Annotated in this window: 16 protein-coding genes; 15 read left to right on the top strand and 1 reads right to left on the bottom strand. The window is 40.4% G+C overall.

Features of this window, described 5'->3' with window-relative positions; genetic code table 11:
• The first annotated feature begins 65 nt into the window (after positions 1–65).
• The 8 genes from ACFOU2_RS19780 to ACFOU2_RS19815 all read left to right on the top strand — a co-directional run bounded on the left by ACFOU2_RS19780 (position 66) and on the right by ACFOU2_RS19815 (position 12702).
• Positions 66–899 (top strand): SPL family radical SAM protein, encoded by an 834-nt coding sequence (locus tag ACFOU2_RS19780; protein WP_377918674.1) that lies wholly within the window; start codon positions 66–68, stop codon positions 897–899.
• Positions 900–1049: 150 nt separating this feature from the next.
• Positions 1050–2648, top strand: coding sequence for an ABC1 kinase family protein (locus tag ACFOU2_RS19785; RefSeq protein WP_377918028.1), 1599 nt, complete (start codon positions 1050–1052; stop codon positions 2646–2648).
• A 54-nt stretch (positions 2649–2702) separates the two neighbouring features.
• Entirely contained in the window at positions 2703–3629 is a 927-nt protein-coding gene (gene rbsK / locus ACFOU2_RS19790) for a ribokinase (RefSeq protein ID WP_377918029.1), read from the top strand.
• A gap of 1080 nt (positions 3630–4709) precedes the next feature.
• Positions 4710–7469 (top strand): response regulator, encoded by a 2760-nt coding sequence (locus ACFOU2_RS19795; protein ID WP_377918030.1) that lies wholly within the window; start codon positions 4710–4712, stop codon positions 7467–7469.
• Positions 7470–7499: 30 nt separating this feature from the next.
• The gene (locus tag ACFOU2_RS19800) at positions 7500–8336 is read left to right on the top strand and encodes a CheR family methyltransferase (RefSeq protein WP_377918675.1); all 837 of its coding nucleotides are present in this window, start codon (positions 7500–7502) and stop codon (positions 8334–8336) included.
• The gene (locus ACFOU2_RS19805; protein ID WP_377918031.1) at positions 8290–10332 is read left to right on the top strand and encodes a PAS domain S-box protein; all 2043 of its coding nucleotides are present in this window, start codon (positions 8290–8292) and stop codon (positions 10330–10332) included. Before ACFOU2_RS19800 ends, ACFOU2_RS19805 begins: the two co-directional genes overlap by 47 nt.
• Positions 10333–10367: 35 nt before the next feature.
• Positions 10368–11336, top strand: coding sequence for a sugar ABC transporter substrate-binding protein (locus ACFOU2_RS19810; RefSeq protein ID WP_377918032.1), 969 nt, complete (start codon positions 10368–10370; stop codon positions 11334–11336).
• Between the two features lie 247 nt (positions 11337–11583).
• Entirely contained in the window at positions 11584–12702 is a 1119-nt protein-coding gene (locus tag ACFOU2_RS19815) for a mandelate racemase/muconate lactonizing enzyme family protein (RefSeq protein WP_377918033.1), read from the top strand.
• A 1116-nt stretch (positions 12703–13818) separates the two neighbouring features.
• Here ACFOU2_RS19815 and ACFOU2_RS19820 read toward each other — a convergent pair.
• On the bottom strand, positions 13819–14334 hold the full coding sequence (locus tag ACFOU2_RS19820; protein ID WP_377918034.1) for a Dps family protein: 516 nt from the start codon (positions 14332–14334) through the stop codon (positions 13819–13821).
• Between the two features lie 572 nt (positions 14335–14906).
• Between ACFOU2_RS19820 and ACFOU2_RS19825 the strand changes: the two genes are divergently transcribed.
• The 7 genes from ACFOU2_RS19825 to ACFOU2_RS19855 all read left to right on the top strand — a co-directional run bounded on the left by ACFOU2_RS19825 (position 14907) and on the right by ACFOU2_RS19855 (position 22980).
• On the top strand, positions 14907–15524 hold the full coding sequence (locus tag ACFOU2_RS19825) for an ABC transporter permease (RefSeq protein ID WP_377918035.1): 618 nt from the start codon (positions 14907–14909) through the stop codon (positions 15522–15524).
• Positions 15525–15543: 19 nt separating this feature from the next.
• A complete protein-coding gene (locus tag ACFOU2_RS19830; RefSeq protein WP_377918036.1) occupies positions 15544–16191 on the top strand; it encodes an ABC transporter permease in 648 nt (215 codons plus the stop codon).
• Positions 16192–16224: 33 nt separating this feature from the next.
• On the top strand, positions 16225–17133 hold the full coding sequence (locus tag ACFOU2_RS19835; RefSeq protein WP_377918037.1) for an ABC transporter substrate-binding protein: 909 nt from the start codon (positions 16225–16227) through the stop codon (positions 17131–17133).
• 65 nt (positions 17134–17198) lie between these two features.
• Entirely contained in the window at positions 17199–18185 is a 987-nt protein-coding gene (locus tag ACFOU2_RS19840; protein WP_377918038.1) for an ABC transporter ATP-binding protein, read from the top strand.
• 1 nt (position 18186) lies between these two features.
• A complete protein-coding gene (gene hutH, locus ACFOU2_RS19845) occupies positions 18187–19731 on the top strand; it encodes a histidine ammonia-lyase (protein ID WP_377918039.1) in 1545 nt (514 codons plus the stop codon).
• A 31-nt stretch (positions 19732–19762) separates the two neighbouring features.
• Positions 19763–21391, top strand: coding sequence for a urocanate hydratase (hutU, locus tag ACFOU2_RS19850; protein WP_377918040.1), 1629 nt, complete (start codon positions 19763–19765; stop codon positions 21389–21391).
• A gap of 26 nt (positions 21392–21417) precedes the next feature.
• A complete protein-coding gene (locus tag ACFOU2_RS19855) occupies positions 21418–22980 on the top strand; it encodes a helix-turn-helix domain-containing protein (RefSeq protein ID WP_377918041.1) in 1563 nt (520 codons plus the stop codon).
• Positions 22981–23138 lie beyond the last annotated feature (158 nt).

The following is a 23138-nucleotide window of genomic DNA, read 5'->3' on the forward strand; positions in this document are numbered from 1 at the left end:
AGTGGAAAGCAGGTAATAAATAGCTACTTCGTGACATGTCACAGAAAATATGAACGAAAAGGGGAATAAAGTTGGAATTACAGGTGAAAGACATCATTTCTAAAAGCATATTAACTCCTGCGAAAGGAGCATTAGAAGGGTTTTCACATTCTTTAAACCCGTATGCCGGCTGTGCATTCGGATGTAAATATTGCTATGTAAGACAGCTTCCTGTTTCCCTTTATCGTGAGGAGGAGTGGGGAACGTGGGTTGATATTAAAACAAATGCTGCTGCACTGTTAAGAAAAGAATTGATAAAAGCGAGGAAAAAAGGGCCTGTGACTTTATTTATGTCCTCCTCTACAGATCCGTACCAGCCTATCGAGTTCAAAACGAAGTTGACTAGAAGTTTATTGGAAGTGATGCTGGAGGATCTTCCTGATTTTTTATTCGTACAAGCACGTTCCCCTTTAGTAAAGAGGGATGTGGATTTGTTTAAGCAATTTGGAAACAGAATTAGAGTATCGATGACAATTGAAACAGATAAAGAGGAAATAAGGAAGGCGTTTTCACCGTCTGCCCCGCCGATTCCGGCAAGAATGAAGGCTATACAAGAAATAACAGAAGCGGGAATACCGACGCAGGCAACCATTGCCCCATTGCTGCCCTGCTCAAAGGAGTTTCCGAAAAAGCTGAAGCAGATTGCCAATCGGGTAGTCCTGGATGACTTTTGGATGGGAGATGGAAGCAGGGGAAAACGAACGGAAAAGCTGGAAATTCGTAAAATATATGAACGAATGGGAATGGAAAAGTGGTACAATCCGCACGCTTACAAAGTGGTATTGAAAATGCTGCAAGAAGAACTAGGCCATGTAGAGCTATTAGTTTCGCAAAAAGGGTTTCAGCCGGGTGAACAGTAAATGGGTTAGTCTTTGTACAAAACACTAATTCCAATATAAGTATTCCCGGTCTATTTAAGCAGGAAAGGTAAAATGTGGTTATCGTAGTATGGTAAAATGGAAGTATAGGATAGAAGATGGCAAGGGCTGCTTAGCAGGGGGGGAGCAAACTTGAAACAAAATAGATGGTATCGAATTATAACGGTTGTTTGGATGGCGCTGGGCTTTTTTCTTCAAATCTACTGGTATCAAAAGCAAAGAAAAACAGAAGCAGAGTGGAATGAGCTTTGGAAAAAGATAGCTCGTGAATTTAAACGGAAGATGTATGAATTAGAAGGACTGTTAATTAAAGTGGGCCAATTGCTGAGTGTTCGGGGTGATTTGCTGCCTGAATGTTTTATTGAGGAAATGAAAGAATTAGTTGACCAAGTTCCTCCATCTTCTTGGGAAGACATTCAAAAAGAATTGGAAGCCGAATGGGGAGACTCTTTTAATGAGCGATTGAGGTCTATTGAAACAACTCCCATTGCTTCTGCTTCCATCGGTGAAGTGTATAAAGGCGTATTGCAGGATGGAACCGTCGTTGCCATCAAGGTGAGGCGGCCGGGGATCCATCATATTATTAAGGCGGATTTTCAGGCTCTTGCGATTATTATGTGGTGCGGGAAAACCTTTTCGCCTGCCGCAAGAAAGATGATCAACTTTACCCAGCTTTACCGGGAAATTCGGCAGGTAATTGAGCGGGAGCTGGATTTTCGGCAGGAAATGAATACAGCCGTTTCCTTTAAAAAGCGGTTTGAGCAATACGACTATGTTTCTATTCCCGGGATGTTTCCCGAGTATTGTACCTCGAAGGTTCTGGTCATGGAATGGGTAGAAGCTGTACATCTTATAGAAGCTCCCGCAGCACTTGACCGAAAAGACCTGGCGCAAAAGCTGTTGGGGATTTTTCTGCCTCAATGGCTGGGCGAGGGGAAATTTCATGCGGATCCACATGCAGGGAATGTCATGGTCAATCAAGAAGGAAAGATTATCTTGCTGGATTTTGGAATGGTAGGAGAAATCACGAAACGAGATGCCGAAGCACTGCAGCAGTTGATTGAAGGAATAGTATTAAAAAATTATCCGAAAGTTATTCAATGTTTCTCCCGGCTGGGATTCCTGCTGCCCTCCGCTGATGTAAAAGAAATGGAGCAGCTGCTGGCTGAAGTTCTAACCATTGATATGTCCGAGTTAAAAGAGATGGATATGCTGGCGTTGGAAAAGGAAATTAATGAAATCGTTCGTTCACTTTCCATTCAAGTACCAACACGTTTTGTATTTCTGGGAAGATCTGCAGCAACCGTACAGGGTATCATTCAATCTTTGCTTCCTGACGAGGATATGCTGGAATTGGGCAAACCTGTTTTTATAGAGTGGCTGGAACGAAACGGCGGAAGTAAATGGAAACTATTTTCTCAATGGGTCTTTGCTCTGCCCTTTGTACAAGCTGTTCAGGAAATACCCGAATTGCTGCAAGAACCAAGAAGGTTAAGAGAGTGGAAACAAGAGGAGCAAAAAAGACAATTTCATTTCGAACGCTATGAATCAAGCAAGAAGTATGCTTTTTTACTAGGTTTATTCAACGGATGTTTTGCTTATATAGGAATCATTTTGGAATATCGGCTCCTTTTTCGATTCTCTCTTTCACTTTTTGGCGCAGCCTTACTATGGTACGCTTGGGGAGCCTGGAATCAGCGTAAATGGCTGAAGAAGTTATATAAAAGCTGATGGGGATAACTGATAGTAAAGATTGAACTATACAAGGAAAAAGAGGTGAAACCAATGAGTAACATTGTAGTAATAGGAAGCATTAATATGGATGTGGTTAATCATGTGCAAAAACATCCTCTTCCAGGTGAAACGATCAAGGGGTGGGGGACGTCATATTATCCAGGCGGAAAAGGTGCGAACCAAGCCGTTGCGGCAGCAAGAGCAGGAGGAAAAGTAACGATGATAGGAGCAGTGGGCAATGATTCATTCGGTAGAAGTTTGTCGGCGGCGCTCCAGAAAGAAGGTATTAACACAAATTATATTTTAGAAAAAGAAGGAACGTCAGGATTAGCTTTTATAACAGTTGATTCTTTCGGAGAAAACAGTATTATTCTTTCTGAGGGAGCAAATGGAAAAGTAGGAATAAGTGATTTGCAAAAACTTTCATCTATCATGAAGAGTGCGGACATGCTGTTGCTTCAAAATGAAATCCCCTGGGAGACAACGACACATGTATTCGAAGAAGCACAAAATAGTGATACTCGCGTTTTTTTTAATCCTGCACCAGCTTTTAAAGTTCCGGAGGATGTTCTTCCTTTAATTGATGTTCTTATTTTAAATGAGACCGAGGTACAAGTCATTACAGGAAACGAGATAAGGGACGTTTCACAGGCGAGGTTGGCTGCTGAACAATTGAGTAATGAGGGGGTTAAAGAAGTAGTTATAACGTTAGGAAAAAAAGGAGCTCTTTACATGAATCGAGAGGGAGACAACCTTTATACACCCGCATTTACAGTAGAGACAGTCGATACAACTGCGGCAGGGGATACGTTTATTGGTGCTTACGCAGTTGCAAGCACTGCAGGTCAGTCAATAAAGGAGAGCCTTCAATTTGCTTCAGCTGCCTCTGCTCTATCTGTAACAAGAAGAGGAGCTCAAAGCTCAATACCTAACCGGGAAGAGATCCAGCATTTTTTACATAATCAGTTAGATAACTAGAACGTTTCAAATCGGAACTGGTATGTATATGTATCCACATAAAGAATTGAACATGAGAAAAAACGCTCTCATGTTCAATTCTTTACGCATAAGCGGCTGCCAATCTCCCTTACGGGTTCTTGTCAGCCGCTTATACGAAGACCTTTTTAAGCTCGTTCAAGCTGAAAAAACAGAAAAGCGCAAATAGAAGAAGGATCGATGACAGAGGTTAAAAAATTAATGGGACTCATATAATTAGATACGAGGCAGACCCGCTCTTTGTACATGCAAGTGATACGACATATCCGGTAATGACCGCTGCGCATGGTATGGGAGAGTAGGAACTGTATATACTGTTTTCCTTAATATAATGAATTTCCAGAGAATATATCATAGAAAAGGGGCGGCGTTAGCCGTCTCTTTTCTGTTGCCTAATCGGATCGCGGCAGACATTAGAATTATAAATGAAAAAGTAATATTATAGCAGAATAGTTATGTATTTGCTCTGAAACAGACTAGATGCACTTATCATTAAGCCGCTTAATCGTTTCATCTTTTATCTGGGAGCGGTGATAGGTTTACATCTGCACCTGTCAGCGTGTGAAGATTCAGTAAAATAATGAGTATGTTCCGCCATGTTATTGCCCATTGTGTCCCTATATAATATAATTAGCCTCGAATATATAAAACTATTAAAAGATTTTTAATATTCGATTTCAGAAAAGTTGGAATTGTGAAAGGGGATTTTATTCTCTTTTTTCAGGAGACATGCAGTTGAAAATTGTTCTCTTTACTTGGGTCAATAAATAGGATATAGACGAAATTCTATTGTATAGTGGTCGTTTGCCCCATATATAAATCCACATAAATCATTTGACATGGATAAAAAAACATCCACGCAAATGATTTACGCATAAGCGGCTGCCAATCTCCCTTTCGGGTTCTTGTCAGCCGCTAATACGAGAACCCTTGTAAGCTTATTCAAGATGAGAGAACAGAAAGGCGCGAATAGAAGGAGAACCGAGACAAAGGTTAAAAATTAAATTGGACTTATATATAGTATATGTCTATGTTTATTCAAAGGGGTTGAAAGAGGGCGGTATGAAATTTACAACAAAGCTTTATGCAGGACTGGGCTCGATATTGGTTTTAGCTCTCATTTTATTAGCAATATTAATGAATATGCTCAATCAACAAACAGTGAAGGTGAATCTGGTAGTAAAGGAATTGTCAGAGAGGGTCAGAATGACTTCGATTATTCAGTATGAAATGCTCAATTTAGATAGAGAATTAATAGAGCTGACTTCCAATCCCCCTGAGGATCTCGTTCAAAAGATCAACAATGATATAGAACAATCCAAGTTAAATATTAGGACGGCTGTTGACTCTCTTGAAAAGGCGGATACCCGGGAGAAATCACAGGAACTCATTCAGAAATTCAAGACCCTTTACGACATACATGATCGTATGTCCCAAGAAATCATTACCCTTCAAAAAAACGGTAAGAATGCTGAACTTGAAAAGCTGCTATGGTACGATATGAAGCAAACTCAAGAACGAATTCGACAAATTGGAGACTTGTTGCATACTTTACAGGACCAAAGGATGAAAGACGAGCTTTATCGAAGCAGCAACACGCATAATTTGGCTGTTAAAATGACTTACACGTACGTCATTATAGGGCTTTTCATAGGGTTGATCATCGCCGTGTCGTTAATCAAGGGCCTTACAAGGAATCTAAATCGAGTAGCCTCCGTTATGACGAAGGTTGCCTCTAGTCAGGGACATCAGCTGCCTCGTATTGAGGTAACTTCCAAAGATGAAATCGGTGCCATTGCGGAAGCTTTTAACGGAATGGCTCAGTCCCTGGAGGAGCACGCAAAGCAGGAGAAAGAGTTAATAGAAAAGGCAGAGGAACATAGCTGGCTGAAATCAAAACTTGCAGAAATTGCCGTCATCTCTCCAGGAGTAAAGGATCTACAGACATTGGCCCAATTGCTTATTAAAAAGCTTACCCCAATGGTAGGAGCCCAATGCGGCATCTTCTACATTAAGGAGGGCAAAGGGGGGCAGCGTCGTTTGGATAAACTCGCCTCTTATGCTGCTTATCATCATAACGTTGGATTTGAAAGTTTCCGTTTCGGGGAAGGGCTTGTTGGACAATGTGCAGCGGACAAACAACCGATTCTGCTTACTTCCATTCCGGATGATTATTATGTAAAAATTGCTTCCGGTACTGGCATGGCAACACCGAACTATATTATCCTTCTGCCGGTGAAATTTGAAGATGAGGTACTGGGTGTCATTGAATTAGCTTCTTTTCAAACGTTTACTCCTCTTCAGCAAATGCTGCTTCACGAAGTAATGAGCTATATCGGAATTGCGATTAACAGCATGATAAACCATATGAAGGTGGAAAGATTGCTGCAAGAATCACAGGCTCTAACTGAAGAGCTTCAAAGCCAATCTGAAGAACTCCAATTGCAGCAGGAGGAATTAAGAACGGTTAATGAAAAACTTGAAGAACAGTATGAAAATTCGGAACAAAAAAAGAGAGAGCTGGAAAAAATCAGTCTGAGGCTTGAGGAAAAAGCTCAGCAGCTTGAACTTAGTTCCCAATATAAATCGGAATTTTTAGCGAATATGTCTCATGAACTTCGAACACCGCTCAACAGTCTGTTAATTCTTGCCCAAATGCTCGCTGAGAATGGAAATGGAAATTTGACGCCGAAACAAGTGGAATATATTCGTACCATTTATTCATCCGGTCATGATCTCCTGCATTTGATCAACGACGTTTTAGACTTAGCGAAAGTAGAATCAGGAAAAATAGATATCATTCCGGGAGAAGTAAAACTTTCGAATGTTGAGGACTTTGTAAAAAGAAATTTTTCTCATCTCATTCGTCAGAAAGGGCTTCAACTCAATGTCCAGCTGGACTCCGATTTACCAACAACGTTCTATACCGATGAGCATCGTCTGCAGCAAATTTTGAAAAACTTGTTATCAAACGCTCTTAAATTTACAGAGGAGGGGAGCGTATCCCTATTTGTTCGTAAAGCGGCCAAGGAAGAGGTAGAGGGACGATTCCTTGAAGGGCAAATGGAACCGGTGCTCGCTTTTGCGGTTGTGGATACTGGAATTGGGATTTCAAAAGAAAAACAGAAGATGATTTTTGAGGCCTTTCAACAAGCAGATGGCACCACTAGTCGTAAATATGGAGGCACAGGCTTAGGTCTTTCGATAAGCCGGGAGTTTGCCGAGTTGCTGGGCGGATTTATCGAGGTACATAGTGAAGAAGGTGCTGGAAGCTCTTTTATTCTTTATTTACCAGGCTATAAATCCAGCGGTAAAGCGGAAGTTCTATCTTCAAAAGCGGAGGCTGCAGCAGGATATTGGGACGAGAGGAATTCCTCCGTTGAGCTTGCCCGGACTGCTCACCAGCCGGATGAAGAAAGAAGTCTTGACCCTCATGGAAAAGCCTTGCTCAAAGGAAAGAAAGTTCTGCTTGTAGATGATGATATGCGCAATATATTCGCCCTGACGACAGCGCTTGAGGAATGCGGAATAGAAGTTCTTTTTGCGGAAAACGGCCGGGAAGGGATTGAGGTTCTTCAGGAAAACCCGGATACAGATCTGATTTTAATGGATATTATGATGCCGGAAATGGATGGTCTTGAAGCCATCCAGATGCTTCGGAACATGCCTCAATTTCAGGGACTGCCAATCATTGCGTTGACCGCAAAGGCTATGAAACAAAATAAGAAACAATGTTTGGAGGCAGGCGCCTCGGATTATATCAGCAAACCAATCAATTTAGATCAGCTATTCTCGCTCATGCAAGTATGGTTGTATAGATAGGTGGGAACTATCATTACACATTTAGCCGGGATGTACAGAAAAAATGATGATTTCGAGTTAGAAAAAATTGAAATTGAGTTATTGCTGGAAGGTATTTACCGATATTATGGCTTTGATTTCAGAAACTATGCCTTCCCGTTTCTGCAAAGGAGAATCTGGCATCGCATTCATGCAGAAAAGTTAAAAAGTATATCAGGCTTACAAGAAAGGATTTTTCATGATCATACGGTCATGAAAAAATTGTTTGCTGATTTCTCTGTTAATGTCACAGAGATGTTCCGTGATCCCTCCTTTTTTCTAGTCCTTCGAAACAAGGTCATTCCGTTGATGAAGGACTATCCTTATATTCGAATCTGGCATGTCGGCTGTTCTTCGGGCGAAGAAGTGTATTCCATGGCGATTCTTTTGCATGAAGAGGGGTTATACGATAAAGCAAAAATTTATGCAACCGATATTAATGCCGGTATTTTGGAAAAGGCGAAGCAGGGTGTCTTTCCGCTGGACTGCATGCAAGCATATACAAAAAATTACTTTCAAGCCGGCGGTAAAAGAGCTTTTTCAGAGTATTACACGACGAAACAGGAACAGGTCATCTTTCACCCGTTTTTGAGAGAAAATATTGTGTTTGCCCAGCATAATTTAGCAACGGATCATTCATTTAATGAGTTTCATATCATTATTTGCCGCAATGTTCTGATTTACTTCAATAAAAGCCTGCAAAATCATGTACACCGGCTACTATATGAAAGTCTTAGCTTACAGGGTTTTCTTGGGTTGGGTAAAAGAGAGGGGGTTCGATTTACAAGCAATGCAGATTTCTATGAAGAGTTCGATTCAGAAGAAAGGCTATACCGTAAAAGCAAATAATCAAAATGTAAAATCTGAAAAAGTCAATATTTTAATGGTGGATGACCGCAAGGAAAATTTGATGGCTTTGGAAGCTGCACTTATGTCTCCCAATTATTATTTGGTCAGTGCGAATTCCGGAGAAGAAGCATTAAAGTGTGTGTTGAAACAAGATTTTGCCGTTATTTTACTCGATGTACAAATGCCGGGAATGAATGGCTTTGAAACAGCAAAACTGATTAAGGCAAGAGAAAAGTCGAAGAATATCCCTATTATTTTTATTACGGCCATTAGTCAGGATATGGAACATGTGCTTCATGGTTACTCGGTTGGAGCGATTGATTATATTTTCAAACCGTTCCATCCGGATACGCTAAAAAGGAAAATTGAACAGTTTGTAAAGATTCATCAAAATCATGAGCAGCTTATGATCGAGAGTGAGCGGGAACGTACGCTCGAGCTTGAAAAAGTGAACAAGAAATTGAACAGAACAACCTTGAATTTGCGTAAGACGGAAGCGTTAAACAAGGTAATCAGCGAAACATTGATGGATACGATTGTTACGTTTGATGCAGAAGGCTATATTTTATCTGTTAACCCGGCAGTAGAGCGAATGTTTGGATATGTTCCTGATGATTTGATAGACCGTCATGTTACAACCCTGCTTCCTGCAGTGGAGGGAGATGAAGGGAGATCGTTCACGTTCACTTCTAAACCGCCTGCAGGAAGGGTGATGGAGACTGTTGCTTTGCGCAAAGACAACAGTTCTTTTCCCGCAGATATTCAAATTGGGGAAGCGACCATAGAGAACCATCATATCTTTGTTTGTTCCATCCGAGATGTGACGGAACGGAAACAAATCGAGAAAGTGCGAAAGCAGCAGTTCAATCATTTAGAAATGCTGGTGGAAGAACGAACGCTGGAACTCTCAACAGCCAATGTGATGCTTAAGAAGGAAGTGGAAGAGCGAAAAAAAATAATGGAAAATCTTTTCGTATACGAGGAACGTTTTCGGAAAATTTTCCAGTCCAGCCCTTGCCTGCTGGCAATTCGTTCCTTCGAGGATGGAAGATATATTGATGTCAATTTAAGCTGGCTGAACCATACCGGTTATCATTATGATGAAGTAAAAGGTCAAGTATCCGACATATTGCAGCTCGCGTCGAATTCCCATGGAGAGAATGATCCTATACGTATTCTTGAACTTGGCAAGCCGGTTCGAAATGAGAAAATCCGTTACATAACGAAGGCGGGAGAAATACGCGACGCTTTATTATCAACGGAATTCATCGATATCAAAAGTGAACCATGTTTCCTCATTGCAATGACCGATATTACGGAAAGAGTTCTTTTGGAAAAGGAAATATCCCGATTAGATCGTTTGAATTTAATCGGGGAGATGGCGGCTGGAATTGCCCATGAGATTCGAAATCCAATGACGACTGTCCGCGGTTTTTTACAAATGTGGATGCGCAGCGGCAATCATTTATCGCCTGAGCATATTGAATTAATGATGGAAGAGCTTGATCGGGCGAACAGCATTATTAAAGAGTTTTTAAATTTGGCTAAAAACAAGACAAGTGATAAGACAAAACAGTCTCTTAATGCCATCATTGAAGCGTTATTTCCGCTAATTCAAGCAGAAGCCTTGCTTTCGGACAAATACATTTTGCTGGAGCTGGGAACATGTCCAGAGTTGTATTTAGATGAAAAAGAAATCCGCCAGCTTGTTTTGAACCTTTCTTTAAATGGACTTGAGGCTATGTCTTTTGGTGGAACGCTTACGATTAAGACGTATGCCGAAGAGGACAGGATCGTGCTGGAGATAAGAGATGAAGGCACAGGGATTAAACCGGAATTACTTGATAAAATTGGAACTCCTTTCTTCACGACAAAAGAGAACGGAACGGGATTGGGCTTAGCCGTTTGCTATAGCGTAGCTGACCGTCACGATGCAGCCATCAAAGTAAAAACAGACAATCAAGGAACGGTCTTCTCTATTCATTTTACGTGCTAGTCCTTTCAGGAATCGGTAAGAGGAGGTGGGGAAAAGTGAAAAAGAGCCCGCTGTTCCTGCTTATATGCGGCGGCTTGCTTGCATTTATTATAGTAATGGGATTTATCGCCGTGTCTTTTAAAGAAGAGGATAAACCGAAAGTTGTCGTCGTGTTGAAAACAGGGAGCTCACAGTATTGGAAAATGGTTGAAATGGGGGCAAGAAAAGCGTTTAAGGATTTTGGTATAGACGGGAAGGTTGTAGCAAGCAATTCGGAATTTGCTGAACTCGAAAATAAGCAGTTGAGTATTTTGAAAACAGCTCTTGCACAAAATCCAGATGCACTTGTTGTGGCCTCGATTGCACCATTTTCTTCTATTCCTATATTGGAGGAATATTCAAAAAAAAATATTCCTGTGCTTACAGTTGATACTGACATTGGCTGGAGCAAGCAAGCAGCTTTTATTGGCACAGACAACTATGTATTAGGGAAAAAGTCTGCGGAATTGTTAACGTCTATGCTGCAATCGGGAGACCGAGTCGTCATTTTGGGAGGGAGAACAAACAACCCCGTTATGATTGATCGGATAAAGGGAGCCGAAGAGTCTTTTGAAGCGGCTGGAATCGAGGTTGCCTTAGTGCATCATGATGTTGGAGAGGCCCAGTTAGCGAAGGCGGCTATGGAAACGATTTTAAAAAGGACACCCGATATTAACGGGGTATTTGCCAGTAATGATGAAATGGCTCTGGGAGCATTGAAGGCACTGGAGGAACAAGGGAAGCAAATTCCGGTTGTAGGGACGGATGGCATCATAGATATAGTCAAGTTAGTTAAAGAAGGAAAGATGAGCGCTGCGATTGCCCAAAATACTTATGATATGGGATATATAAGTGTGGAACAGGCACTGAAAGCCATTGAGAAAAAACCTGTTGAAAAAAGGATTGATGTCGGTATTGACATTATCACGAAAGAGAATGCAAAAGAGAGAATGGTTTATTGGGAGGAAATATTGGGCAAACCATAACTGGAATCAGGTACTTTTATCGGGGGCTTATGCCTGTCACTCTCCAGATTCGGGAGGTGACAGGCGTTTTTGATTAAGGGAAATCATCATTTCAATAAACAAGGGTTATGATAAAGCTGCTGCGGATAAGTAGAAGTGAAAGTGTAAAATATAAATACATAACGAGCGAGCAAAAAATGTGGAACATTGTAATGAAAGAGTCATCAATCTAAACTGATCGTTAAGAATTTTATAAGGTGGATAAATCATGCAAATTGAAAGGATCGAAACTTTTCCATTACTTCACAAAATTTCTAAACCTTATGGTGATGCAAACGGATATAAGAAATATAGAACCTGCTACCTGATACGTATTGTCACAAAATCGGGTATAGACGGGTGGGGGGAATGTATTGATTGGCTGCCTACTTTGCATGTGGGATTTAACGAAAGAATCATTCCTTACCTAATCGGAAAACAGGCATCCGATCGGCTGCAATTAGTTAGTACGATAAAAAAATGGCATCAACGAGCAGCGGCGGCAGTAAGTATGGCTTTAACAGAAATTGCAGCCAAGTCTGCAAATCTCCCAGTATGTAATCTATGGGGAGGAAAATTTAGAGACAGCATACCAGTATACGCCTCATTTCAATCATATACTGACAGTAAAGATTGGATCAATCAATCCCTCCAGTTTATAGAGCAGACCATTACAAAAGGGTTTGATAAAATAAAAGTGAAAATTGGCGGAAGGGTATTCCAAGAAGACTTATCCCATATCAAATTGCTGCAGAAAATGACAGAGGAAAGATTACTGTTAATTCTCGATGCCAATCAAAGTTACGATATGGCAACAGCCCGTATGTGGGAGCGTTATTTTTCAAAATGGTCAAATCTCCTATGGTTGGAAGAACCAATGCCAATAGACAACCTGCCTGAATATCAATTGTTACGCGCAAGCCTTTCAGTGCCAATTGCAGGGGGAGAAAATATCAAAAGTGCCAAACAATTTGTACCGCTCCTTTGTAAGAATGCCTTCGATATTATCCAACCGGATATATTGCATGAAAATGGAATCGAGGATTTTCGAGACACTTTACAGCTTGCCCGCCATTTTGGAATAAGGGTTTCTCCGCATAGTTATGATGGAGCACTTTCAAGATTGTATACCTTATTTGCTCAAGCAAGCTTATCTCCTTGGAGTAAAATGGATGGAGAAAAAATCGAACCGGTCGAATGGGATGTTATGGAAAATCCATTTTCCGAACTTATACCTATCAAGCCGTTAAATAGCAGCGTCAGAATTCCTAATGGAATAGGTATAGGCGTGGAGTTAAATACAGATTTAATAAAGACATATCTTTGGGATGGATCTTCTTACTATTGACCTCATTCCGGTATTGGTTCCTATCGAATCAGTTGAAATAGCAAGAAAATAATGATTTCCGGAGTAACGGACCTATTGACGAATCTTATCCTTCACAACCTGAATACCCAATACAAAGCTTGGGAATGGAAAGGGGAAAAATCATCGAAGAAACAGGACGAAAAACTGGGATGACAACCATCGTATTACGTCCGGCAAGTACTATTGGCGTTAGGGACAACAAGTCATTTTTTGCAAGGCTATTCACCGCTCATGCTAACGATCAATATCCGATGATGGGCGATGGTTTGGCTAGGAACTTATCAAAAAAGCGAACATGATAATGGCATCTACTTGCTTAAAGGATTCGATACAACCTGGAACCAATTATAGAAAGAAATTGATCATGCAACCCGAAAGATTGCAAAAACAGTGAATTTGCCGGAAACCTTAACGGATGAGCAAATGATTGAATATAAATTAACGCCATTTGCTGTGAAAACTTTTACAGTAAATAGACTCTGGAATGACAATAAGATACGAAATCTAGGATTTGAAACAAAATATTCCCTGGCTGATGCGGTGGAAACTGCTGTCAAAGACTTGATTGGACGGAACCTATACTAAACTTTTAAAAGGAAAATATTAAACATTGCGTTTCCCAAATAGTCAGGCAATATGAGAGACGAATCGGGAGTCACAGAAATCATGAATGTTCGGTTGTTTTTTTCTTATTTATTCGTGCCCGTCACCACCCGAATTGACTAATTTTGGGCGGTGACAGGCACTTTTAAGCAAAAAAGCACTGGCTCAAGCTGGTCAGTGCTTTTTTCTATTAACCAATCATGTTGATCATTGTTCATACGGAACTGATAAATTCATAGGGGCACAATCAAGTACTGGTGTTGCGATTGCTAACATGTCAAAAGGTTACTGGAAAGAAAAATTCAATGAATGTGTGAAAAGAATATAAGTGAAATACCAAATGATTTTCTCGATTTATACGATCTGAATACAACATATTCATTTTAACAGGAAACTGGGGGATTTTACTTTTTATAAAGTTATGGTAATGAAAGAGAAAAACGATCCTTTACTTTTACTTCTCAGGTGTAACTTGTATTGATTATATAGAAATTATCGTTTTTGAGAATCAGAGCAATCCATTCTTTCTAAGTATGCTGTAAAGAACCAAACATGTTTCTCTAGAAAGCCTAATGCATCTCCGAAAAGATTTATTGTAAATTCATCTGTTGTCTCTCTTACGAATTTGTCGACTTCACGCAAGTAACGTGCCGTTGCTGCGAAATCGTTGACAACAGCATAAGCGATAGTCGAGGTATTGTAAGGGCAACTAGGGGCTTCTTCTAGAGTTGCGTAACGGACGAATTCATGCATGGAGGCAAGGGGAAAAAAACCCAACATTTTGATTCGTTCAGCAATTCGATCGATTTCAAGAGCAACTTCTTCATACAGCTCCTGTAATTTTTCATGAAAATCAATGAAATCAACACCAACCACATTCCAGTGGAAATTGCGTAATTTGGCGGAAACTACATGAAGATTAGCCAAGTATATATTAAGGGCATCAGTCAGTCTTTTTGCGTATTGTGGATCCAGACCGGTTAAAGCAGCACGAAGTTCACGAGACACATTATCATCCTCTCTAAATTGGTTTCAAATCAATATATGTTTTAGGCATGTATACAGTTCTTTGCTTTGATTGTGAGTGCAACATAATGTCTATTATTACTAAGATCCAGAAAGATATGTTTTATATGTCCGTGGAGAACCGTATACGCAATTGAATTAACCTGGTTTTCGTGTAATCGGTTGAATCCAGGAGATACCTAACAGTTGTGTGAGGTGATTGTTATAAAAAATAACATATAGAAAAGGTAAAAGTTTAAAGAAAACCCTTAAACGATGTAAGTAAATATGACATAAATGAGCAAAAAAAGTGCGGGGAATAGTAAATTAATTAGTGTCGCTATAAAAATTCCTGAAATTTAATTAGATGTTGTTATGAAATATGACGTTCATTTCTGGTGTGAAGAGCAAATTTCTCTTGGTAGCGCAAAATAAGTAAGATGCAGGTTTGAAAAATAGACAACCTAGCGCAAAATCGTACGGAAATTCGAATGTAAATCTAGTGTCATTAGAGGAGGTGTTATTTATCATTAATTTAGAATATTGAAACTTTTTAAAAAAAGAGGGGGTTATACATGGAATATTTGCTGGCTAATTATGATCGGGTCTTTGAGCTCTTTCAAGAACATCTTTATCTGATTTTTATTTCTTTACTCATTTCTCTTGCTATTGCCATTCCTGTCGGTGTGATCATTCCGCGATTCAAAGTCTTGCATACGCCTGTGATGGGAATCCTTGGAATGATGTATACCATCCCAAGTCTTGCGTTATTTGCTTTAATGGTTCCTTTCCTGGGATTAGGGTTTAAAGCGGCTGTAACAGCGCTTGTCGCTTATTCGCAAATGATTTTAGTCCGAAATATCGTAACAGCCGTTCAAGGCATAGATCCTGCTGTCATTGAGGCAGCCAAAGGTATGGGAATGGGGAAATGGCGAATCTTTTGGAAGATTGAACTCCCGCTGGCCTTGCCAGTCGTCATTGCAGGTATTCGAATTGCCATTGTTTCCATGATTGGGATTGGTGCGATTGCTGCTTATATCAATGCAGGAGGCTTAGGAGAACTTATTTTTGAAGGGATTTATCAAGATCATCCCCAAAAGGTGATAGCAGGAACGATTGCTGTGATATTGCTAACTTTAATTTCAGATTTACTTTTACGTTTTGTTGAAAAGAAAGTGAGCATAGCTGCATAAAGAAAAGGGGGGGGCTGGTTTGTCATTGTTTGCGGAAGCTTTTCAATACATGATGGAGCATTTAAGTGAACTGTTCCATGCGGTGAAAATCCATCTTTTACTTAGCTTTATCGCCTTGTTAATTGGGGTTCTCATTTGTATTCCGTTAGGAGTTTATTTAGGGAAATCAAAACAAGGCAAAAGGACAATGCTTATTTTAAACATTGTTTACATGGGCAGGATTATACCAAGTCTAGCCATTTTGGCTCTTGCGATGCCGTATATCGGAATTGGGTTTACCCCATCACTGGTTGCTTTGACTTTGCTTGTTTGTCCGCCTATTTTAATTAACACGGTCACAGCTTTTCGCGAGCTGGATAAAAGCATTATCGAAGCTGCTTATGGGATGGGAATGGGAAAAGCAAGAGTGCTCCATAAAGTTGAACTGCCGCTTGCTCTGCCCGTCATTATTACCGGGATTCGCACTTCTTCCGTAGAAGTCATTGCCAGTGCAACTCTCGCAGCATTTATCGGGGCAGGAGGCCTTGGAGAGTTCATTATTAACGGAATTGCGATGGCACAACCATCCATGCTGCTTGTGGGTGCCATTCCGGTAGCCATTTTAGCCATTCTGGCGGAGGTTGCTTTTGGCCGAATTGAAAAATGGACAACACCGCCTGTGATGTAAGGGCGAGTGCCAATATAGGGAGGGAGAGATACTATGAAAATAGTGAAAAAAGCTTTTCTATTCATGACAATATGTCTATTAGTGATGATTTCTGCAGCCTGTTCAAGCAAAACAAATTCAGAAGGCAAACCAACCATAAAAATTGGCTCCAAAAACTTTACAGAGCAGTATATTTTAGGGGAATTGTATGCCCAGGCACTTGAAGCAAAGGGATACAACATTGAACGAAATCTAAATCTTGGCGGAACACTTGTTGCTTTTGAAGCATTGAAAAACGGTGAAATTGACCTTTACCCCGAATATACAGGGACAGCGCTGATGGATGTTCTAAAAGGTGAACCTCAAAGTGATGCAAACGCAGTCTATGAGACGGTGAAACAAGGCTATAAAGACAAATGGGGAATTGAAGTATTAGATCAAACATCGTTTAACAACACATATGTGTTAGTTACAACGAAAGAGATTGCCAAAAAGTACAATTTAAAAACACTTTCTGATTTGTCAGTAAAGGCACCTGAACTGAATTTTGCTCTCATTCCGGAATTTGGCGAGCGTGCGGATGGCCTGCCTGGTTTACAGAAAAAATACGGCGGGTTTGAATTTAAATCAGCCAAGCTGTTTGATATTGGCTTGAAATATAAGGCACTTACAAATGGCCAGGTTGATGTCACCATTGGTTTTGGTACAGATGGACAAATCGCGGGATATGATTTAGTGGCATTAGAAGATGACAAGAAATTATGGCCGCCATATTATGCAGCGCCGCAGGTTCGAGGCGAAATTTTAGAGAAATATCCTGAAGTTGGGGAAATCTTGAATAAAGTCGATGCTTTATTAACGGATAAGGTCATGGCCGGTTTAAATTGGAAGGTGGATGGAGATAAAGAAGAGCCTGCCAAGGTAGCTGAAGAATTTTTAGAAGAGAACGGCTTTCTTAAATAATGAATAGAAGAAAAAGGAAAGAGTTCTTTGGACACTCTTTCCTTTTTCGCTAAAGGAGGATAACCATGGATGGAATCGTATTTCGGAATGTAACAAAATACTACCCGGGAAGTAAGAAGCCGGCGGTTGATAACGTTAATTTAAAAATTGAATCCGGTCAATTAGTTACATTGTTAGGAAGTTCGGGCTGTGGAAAAACGACGCTTTTAAAAATGGTCAATAGGCTTTATGAACAATCAGAAGGCGAAATCTTTATTGATGGAATGAATTCAAAAGAGGTACCTGTGAATGAGCTGCGGAGACGAATTGGTTATGTCATTCAGCAAAGTGGTCTCTTTCCTCACATGACAGTTGAACAAAATATTGCAACCGTTCCGGAAATGCTTGGCTGGGATAAAGAAAAAATTAGCAAGCGAATTGACGAGCTGTTAGAGTTTGTTCATCTTGAACCGAAAGTTTATCGAAAACGATACCCAAGGCAAATGTCCGGAGGTCAGCAGCAGCGCGTTGGCCTGGCGCGTGCCCTGGCAGCTGATCCTCCATATATGTTGATGGATGAACCGTTTGGAGCGATTGATGCCATTACAAGAGCTTCGCTTCAAGACGAATTGCTTCATATTCAGAAAAAACTTCATAAAACGATTTTATTTGTGACGCATGATGTAGATGAAGCCCTTCGCCTTGCAGATAAAATTGTCATTATGAAGGATGGAAAAGTAGTTCAATACGATACGCCATTAAATATTATTGCGAATCCAATTAATGAATTTGTAAAAGGCATGATGGGCGGAGACGATATTATGCGTCAAATTAGCTTAATCAACGTGCGGGCAGCAATGGAAAATATCAGTAAACATTCAGGTTTGAAACCGGCCGAACAAATTGCTGAAAGCAGTGATTTAAAGACGGCCCTTGCCATGATGTTAAAAACGGGCTGTGACGAGCTTCAGGTCATTGATGAAAATCGCGGCATCGTTGGACGGTTATCGCTTTCACATATTCAAGACGTGCTTTCTGCCAGACAGCAGGAACAAATAATGGAGGTAAAATAGATTGGTTACAAAACAAGGTCAAGCTTCCTTCGTTTTCATTGATAACCAAAAGCTAACCCTTGAAGATGTGGTTCAAGTGGCGCGCTTTCATAAAAAAGTGGAGCTGTCTGATTCAACATGTGAAAAAATTCAACGAACCCGCCGGATCGTTGAGAAATTTATTGAAGAAGAGAGGGTGGTTTACGGCATTACAACCGGACTCGGAGATCTTTGCAAGGTTCGCATTCAGAAGGAACATTTAAATGATCTTTCTAAAAATATCATCATGAGTCATGCTTGCGGGGTCGGTGAACCGTTATGTAAAGAGCAAGTACGCGCCATTATGTTTGCGGCCGTTTTAAATTACAGCCAAGGGTATTCCGGTCTCCGGCTGGAGAGTGTGAAGACATTAGTAGACATGCTGAATCACGGCATAACACCATGGACGCCTTCACAGGGGTCTGTTGGTTATTTGACACATATGGCTCACATTGCCCTTGTCATGATTGGGCTTGGCCGTGCTTATTATGAGGGAGAGCTCATGACGGGACGTCAAGCAATGGAAAAGGCAGGTATTCCGATTCTATCGCTGGAAGCAAAAGAGGGTTTGTCACTTGTAAACGGTACAGTATGTATGACAGGAATTAGTGCGCTTACAGTTTATGATGCTATAAATCTGGCAAAATGGGCAGATATTGCCGGTGCGATGAGCTTTGAATCCTTAAAAGGATCCTATTGTGCATATGATGAGCGTATCCAAAAGGTAAAACCTTTTAAGGGACAGGCAAAAGTTGCGAAAAATCTTCTTTCATTAATAAAAGGCAGTGAAATTGCCGAGAAATTTAAGCATTACCGTGTCCAGGATGCGTTAAGTATTCGGGCTATTCCCCAAGTACACGGAGCCTGCCGGGATAAAATTGATCATGCAAGAGAAGTCGTGGAAATTGAATTAAATTCTGCTACAGATAATCCACTTATTTTTGAAGATGAAAATGGCGGTATTTCTATTTCATCATGTAATCCGCATGGGGAATCCATTGCGTTGACAATGGATATGCTTGCAATAGCCGGAGCAGAGCTGGCTGGAATTTCGGAGCGCCGAACAGCGCGTTTAGTTACGGCAGATGTTAGTGGGCTGCCGCCTTTCCTTGTTAAGAACAGCGGTTTACATACAGGCTTTATGATTCCTCAATACGCTGCTGCTTCCCTGGTTGCAGAAAATAAAGTTTATACTCATCCTATTTCGGTAGATTCACTCACCATGTCGGGATTCCAGGAAGACCATGTTAGCATGGGCACACCGGCTGCTTTAAAGGCAAATAAAGTGTTAAAGAATACACAGAAAGTCATCGCAATCGAAATGCTTACGGCCGCCCAGGCACTTGAATTCCATCACCCTCTGCAATTGGGGGAAGGAACGGAAACCATATATCAATTCATTCGCCGTGCTATACCTTCATGGGATCGAGATCGCGAGTTTTATATAGATCTTGAAAAAATGATTTCAATCGTTGAAAAAATCGATGGCATCAAACAAATAGAAGCTCGGATCGGAAACGAGCTGTAAGTATAAATGAATGTAGCAGGAGGGGAATGAGATGGGAGAAAACATTCAGACTTTTTCACAGGATTTGCGTTGTAAGAGCTGGCAAACAGAAGGGATTCTGCGGATGCTTTTAAATACAATTGATTCAGATGTCGCAGAGGATTCTATTAATTTAATTGTTTACGGAACAGGAAAAGCAGCACGAAATAAAGAAGCTATTCGTAAAATGATTGAACTGTTGAAAGAGCTGCAAGAAGATGAAACATTATTAATTCAATCCGGAAAACCAGTGGCTGTCTTTACGACTTCTTCTTTAGCGCCAAGGGTGCTTGCAGTGAATTCCGTTATTGTCCCTGCTTATGCCAATTGGGAGTATTTCCGTGAGTTAGAGAAGAACGAACTGACCATGTACGGTCAATCAACAGCGAGTGCCTGGGCTTATATTGGAACACAAGGTATTCAGCAAGGCACGAGTGAAGCGTTTCAAGCAATAGCAGAGCAAAATTTCCAGGGAACACTTGCCGGGAAATGGATTTTAACGAGCGGACTTGGCGGGATGGGAAGTGCACAGCCGCTGGCAATCAAAGCGAGCGGGGGAGTATCCCTTATTGTAGAAATTGATGCAAAGAAAGTGGAGAGGAGTATTAAATATCATATTTGTGATATTTGTACAGACAGCTTGGATGATGCCTTAGCACATGTTGAACAAGCGAAACAAATGCAGATGCCTCTGAGTGTTGCACTAATTGGCAATGCTGCAGAGGTATATCAAGAACTGTTTCATCGAGGGATTATTCCAGACGTTGTAACGGATCAAACATCTGCCCATGATTTACTTAATGGCTACATTCCTGCGGATTATACAGTCGAACATGCCGAGCGCATTCGCAAACAAATTCCTGAAATGTATTTAGAAGATGCAAGACAAACGGTTATACAGCATGTAAAAGCAATGGTTGGTTTTAAGGAAAAAGGAGCTGTTGTATTCGATTACGGAAATAATATTCGCCAGCAAGCAGCATTAGCAGGATACGAAGAGGCATTATCATTCCCTAACTTTACGTACTACATTCGACAGCTGCAGTGCGAGGGGTACAGTCCCTTTAGATGGGTGGCTTTATCCGGTGACCCAAATGATATTTATTTGATTGACCAGCTTATTTTAGACTATTTTTCATCGAATAGTAAAGTAAAGCACTGGATTGAATATGCACAAGCCAATATTCGCTTTCAAGGACTTCCTTCACGAGTGTGCTGGTTAAAGGCAGAAGAACGTATTTTATTAGCCGAGAAAATAAACAAGATGGTAGCGAATGGTGTACTAAGCGGGCCGATTCTTTTTACAAGAGACCATATGGATGCAGGTTCAATGGCCTCACCATTGCGTGAGACAGAAGGGATGAAAGATGGAAGTGATGTCATTGGGGATTGGCCGATTTTAAATGCGTTACTAAATACATGTAATGGTGCTGCTTTTGTTAGTTTTCATCATGGAGGAGGTGTCGGAATCGGTTATTCTCTGCATGCGGGGATGAGTGTTGTTGCGGATGGAAGCCGTGAAATGGGAGAGCGGTTTCAAAATATATTCCTCGGAGATGTCGGTGTCGGCATTGTTCGTTATGCAGATGCGGGTTATGAAACGGCACAGAAAAAGGCAAAGGAGCTTGGATTAGGTTTATAAATCAAATCGTCAATGGAGGTGACAGGATGAAAGTTTTGGTTGTTGAAAATGATGATTTTCAACGTAATGGTTTAAAATGGATGCTGCAAAATTCTATGTTGAGCATTACTGAATATGTGGAGGTTTCAACGGTATATGATTTTTTTACTGTTGTGTCAAAAAAGAAAGTCGACCTCATCTTCATTGATGTTGATTTATTAGACGGTGATGATTGGTCACATCTATCCTTAGCGGTCCAGCGAGCAAAAGTAATTGGAACAATGAGATCCAAAAACTTTGATACGGCGATCCGTTGTGTAGAAGCCGGGATGCATCGTCTTTTTGTAAAACCATTTCCCATTGAGGATTTAATGGCTGTTATTAACAGCCTGGCTGCGGCTCAAAAAATGGATTTCCAGCAAATTGCTGTGTCAGGACCGGAAACATTGAAAAAGCAATGGATCTCAAAACTGATTTACGGCCAAGTGAATAATTTGCGCGAAATATGGGATGAGGCCAAACGGCTTGGCTATCAGGCACTTCCAAGTGTCGTCATGATTGCGAAAGTCAGTCGGCTAAAAAGTTTGGCGCGAAATAAAAGTGATGTATGGAAGAAAAAGATGTTACTAGATATCTATCGCTCCATGGAGAGCTTTTGTTTCGAACATGGATTAATTGCCAGTCAATTTGATGAAGAATTTATTTTGTTGTATACACCAAAAATTGGTGAGCAAAAGGATGAAACCATCCAAAAAATAAAAAGGATTAGTTACCATCTGCTTGATTGGGTTAGAAAAGAGAGCGGGTATGCTCTTCATATCACAGCCGGCAAAGAGTACAAAAATCCAATGCACCTCTATTATTCTTACCAGGAAGCAAAAGAACTTCTTTCTTTGGAATTTTATTTCTCCAAAGGCAAAGTTTGTACGTGTTTTGATTACCCAACACTTTTTGATCATAATGTGGTCGAAGAACTTCATCTGCCAGTGACAGAAGATGATCTTACAAATTATAGTTTTGAACTGATATTTTCTGAGATTGAAAAGAATATGAATGAGTTAAAAGCAAAAGGTGTTTCACCTATTTATTATAAATTAGTGCTAATCGATATTCTCCAGTTGATCGTAAATCGGTATGTTAAAAACGAAAAGGAACGGTTTAGAGCGTTTCTGGAGCAAAGCAAAAAGATTATGAGCAGTACATCAAGTGATGAGCTCCTCCCGCAAATCAAAGAATTTTTTGCGCAGACAGCTAATGTTGGACAGACAAACCTTGGACACATTGTGATAGAAAAGGCTCTCGATTACATACGGAATCATTATATGCAAAGCATCACACTTGAAGAAGTCTCTGAATATGTACAGCGCAGTCCATATTATTTTAGTCATCTATTTAAAAAGACAATGAATATGACATTTGTTGAATATTTAACAAATTTACGTGTTAGTAAGGCGAAGGAACTGTTAATGCAAGGGGATTGGACAGTTTCAGAGATTGCGTCGTTAGTAGGGTACCAGGATCCCAATTATTTCAGCCGTGTTTTCAAAGTGATTACAGGTGATTCGCCTTCAAAATGGAAAACGCAAAAAAACCTAGAAATGACAAGATAATCAATGGATGATATATCATACAGAAAAGATTAGGAAAAAAATTGCGAATATTAAAAATATAATCTAGGGATAAATGAACGGGATTGCCTTACGATGAAACTATGAGATATATAAATCCACATAAATGATTTGACGTGGATAAAAAACGCCCATGTCAA

Origin of the sequence: Bacillus songklensis (genome assembly GCF_042649685.1) — a bacterium.
Lineage (GTDB): Bacteria > Bacillota > Bacilli > Bacillales > Bacillaceae_H > Bacillus_BA > Bacillus_BA songklensis.

Bases quoted from the DNA above. Each gene is read 5' to 3' on its own strand.
- ACFOU2_RS19805 (WP_377918031.1), top strand. From the start codon at position 8,290: ATGAAGAGTTCGATTCAGAAGAAAGGCTATACCGTAAAAGCAAATAAT.
- hutU (WP_377918040.1), top strand. From the start codon at position 19,763: ATGGGAGAAAACATTCAGACTTTTTCACAGGATTTGCGTTGTAAGAGC.
- ACFOU2_RS19800 (WP_377918675.1), top strand. From the start codon at position 7,500: ATGTACAGAAAAAATGATGATTTCGAGTTAGAAAAAATTGAAATTGAG.
- rbsK (WP_377918029.1), top strand. From the start codon at position 2,703: ATGAGTAACATTGTAGTAATAGGAAGCATTAATATGGATGTGGTTAAT.
- ACFOU2_RS19835 (WP_377918037.1), top strand. From the start codon at position 16,225: ATGAAAATAGTGAAAAAAGCTTTTCTATTCATGACAATATGTCTATTA.
- ACFOU2_RS19840 (WP_377918038.1), top strand. From the start codon at position 17,199: ATGGATGGAATCGTATTTCGGAATGTAACAAAATACTACCCGGGAAGT.
- ACFOU2_RS19825 (WP_377918035.1), top strand. From the start codon at position 14,907: ATGGAATATTTGCTGGCTAATTATGATCGGGTCTTTGAGCTCTTTCAA.
- ACFOU2_RS19795 (WP_377918030.1), top strand. From the start codon at position 4,710: ATGAAATTTACAACAAAGCTTTATGCAGGACTGGGCTCGATATTGGTT.
- ACFOU2_RS19815 (WP_377918033.1), top strand. From the start codon at position 11,584: ATGCAAATTGAAAGGATCGAAACTTTTCCATTACTTCACAAAATTTCT.
- ACFOU2_RS19855 (WP_377918041.1), top strand. From the start codon at position 21,418: ATGAAAGTTTTGGTTGTTGAAAATGATGATTTTCAACGTAATGGTTTA.